Annotated in this window: 1 protein-coding gene and 1 pseudogene; both read left to right on the top strand. The window is 59.9% G+C overall.

The features are described 5' to 3' along the window. The first annotated feature begins 1,151 nt into the window (after positions 1 to 1,151). A pseudogene (locus ACFFJK_RS22355) lies at positions 1,152 to 1,916 on the top strand (VWA domain-containing protein). A gap of 18 nt (positions 1,917 to 1,934) precedes the next feature. Beyond that, entirely contained in the window at positions 1,935 to 2,165 is a 231-nt protein-coding gene (locus tag ACFFJK_RS22960; protein ID WP_446686066.1) for a hypothetical protein, read from the top strand. Positions 2,166 to 2,312: the final 147 nt, after the last annotated feature.

Genomic DNA, 2,312 nt, shown 5'->3' with positions numbered 1-2,312 from the left:
AGTTCAATCTCTGTTTGTTGGCATTGCTGCCATCCGTATTGCTACGGAGTCGCTCACTCAAAATACTGACCGTCACTCATTGCTGAGCAACGTATTTCTTTTTTGTGAACATTTGATAATTTAAGTGTGCAGCTGACCCAAGCCAGCCGGCACCTTCATCAAACGCCCACACTTATCGACTGTTGATTGTTAAAGATCGGTGTCTCGCACCTTGCTGTATCTAACGAAGCGTTGTGTTCGTCAGCAGCAGAGAAGTGAGATTATGCAGCGTTTCGCGTTTCTCGTCAACCCCTCGTTCGCTTCGTCGCAGATTTTTTCTGCCGGCCTTGTCAACTCAACCACTTGATTTCGTTGAACTTTTCGGCCCGTGCTTTGCAGCACTGCTGAAGCGGAGGCGAATCATAGCAAAGCTCTCGGGTAACTTGCAAGAGCCTTTGATCGCACCTCCCAAAAAAAATTCTGCGCCCTCTTCGCTTCATATAAGCCAGTGCTTGACCAGGGGAGTCGCGCAGCTGTCCGGCACCGGTGAGCCGTCGCCGGCATCCTGGCGATGGCTCGGGATCACCATTCCCGCCCGCCCCTGCGGCACTACTTTATTTTCGCTGCATGGGAATTCACACGCTCGCTATGCATGGGTAAGGTATAGCGAACGCTTCCCTTATCGATGGGTTTGCGCGTGACGCTCTCCTCCGACCGAATCCTCTCGCTGGCTCCCGACGCTGCCTCGGCCAAAGCCCGTAGTCAGCTGGCCACACCGGCCAAGTGGAGCCAACTAGGACGCGACGAGCGCGCCCTGCGGGGAGAGTGCCAGGGCAGTGGCAAGGCTCCCTACCGGACGCAGATCGACATCGGCGATCCGGCCTTCAAGTGCACCTGTCTAAGCCGCAAACTCCCGTGCGACACGGCCTCGCCCTTTACCGCCTGCTGAGTGCGCAAGCAGTCGGCGGTAATGCCGCTCGACGGTGGCACTCTCGCAGGGCGCGACATCCCTTCCCTGCTCGACGACTATGCCTGTGCACTGGCCGAGCAACCCTTTCTCGACAGCTGGCTAGCCGTGCTCAACGCTGTCGTGCCCGCTATCATGTCCGATTCCGCCATACGATCCAGCACGACGCGCGACCTCGCCCTCGACAGCGCACTGACTGCCCTCTATGAAGAAGGCGACCGGCGGCGGCCTGGGCGCATCCGCGCCGAGCGTGGCGCGCTGGCCTGGCGACATTCGCCAGTATTTTCCCTCGTCGGTCGTGCAGGTGATGCAGAAGGATGCGCTGGAGCGGCTGGGCCTGCAGCAGATGTTGTGCGAACCCGAGATGCTGATGGCGGTGGAACCCGACGTGCACCTGGTCGCGACCCTCCTCAGCCTGAACCGCGTCCTGCCCAACAAGACACGCGTTACCGCGCGCCAGGTCGTCGCGCGCGTAGTGAGCGAACCTGAGAAACAGCTGGCGAGCCCGATGCGGCAGGCGGTCAGCGGCGCGCTGCACGGCGCCGTGCGCAATCGCCGGCCGCGGCACAACGAGATCGACTGGCTGCGCACCATCCGCGCCAACCTGAAGCATTACCACCGCGCATACAACACGCTCATCCCGGAGACGCGGATCAGCTTCGGCCGCAAAGGCCAGGCGCTGCGCGACATCGTACTGTGCATCGACCAGTCCAAATCCATGGCGCCTTCCGTGGTGTAGGCGAGCGTGTTCGCAGCAGTGCTGGCAACGATCACGTCTGTGAGTACATCCGTGGTCGTGTTCGACACGGCGGTGGTCGGCCTGACACCGACGCTCCACGACCCGGTTGAGGTCCTGTTCGGCACCCAACTCGGCGGCGGAACGGACATCAACCAGGCGCTAGGCTACTGCCAGGGTCTGGTGACGCGGCCGAAAGACACGATCTTTGTCCTGATCAGCGACCTGTATTAAGGTGGAAATAACGAAGAGATGCTCAAGCGGCCTGCTTACCTGGTGGGTAGCGGCGTGAAACTGATCGTCCTGCTGGCGCTCGACGACCGTGGCGCTCCATCGTATAACCGGCAAAACGCTGCCAGGCTGGCAGCCATGGGGGCCTGTGTTTGCCTGCACGCCGGACCTGTTCCCGACATGATGGCAGCAGCAATGAAGCGCAGCAGCCTGGAACAGTGGGCGGCGCAAGCGGGAATCGTGCACGCCTGAATTGAGATGAAGTGAAGCGGAAAAGCAAAAAACCCCGCAGAGATCACTCTGCGGGGTTTTTCATATAACTAGCCTGACGATAACCTACTTTCACACTGGTTGCAGCACTATCATCGGCGCAAAGTCGTTTCACGGTCCTGTTCGGGA

The organism is Massilia consociata, from assembly GCF_042432755.1.
Classification (GTDB): Bacteria; Pseudomonadota; Gammaproteobacteria; order Burkholderiales; family Burkholderiaceae_D; genus Telluria; species Telluria consociata.
The sequence above is the reverse complement of the archived record's forward strand: the minus strand, read 5'-3'. Positions and strand labels throughout refer to the sequence as shown.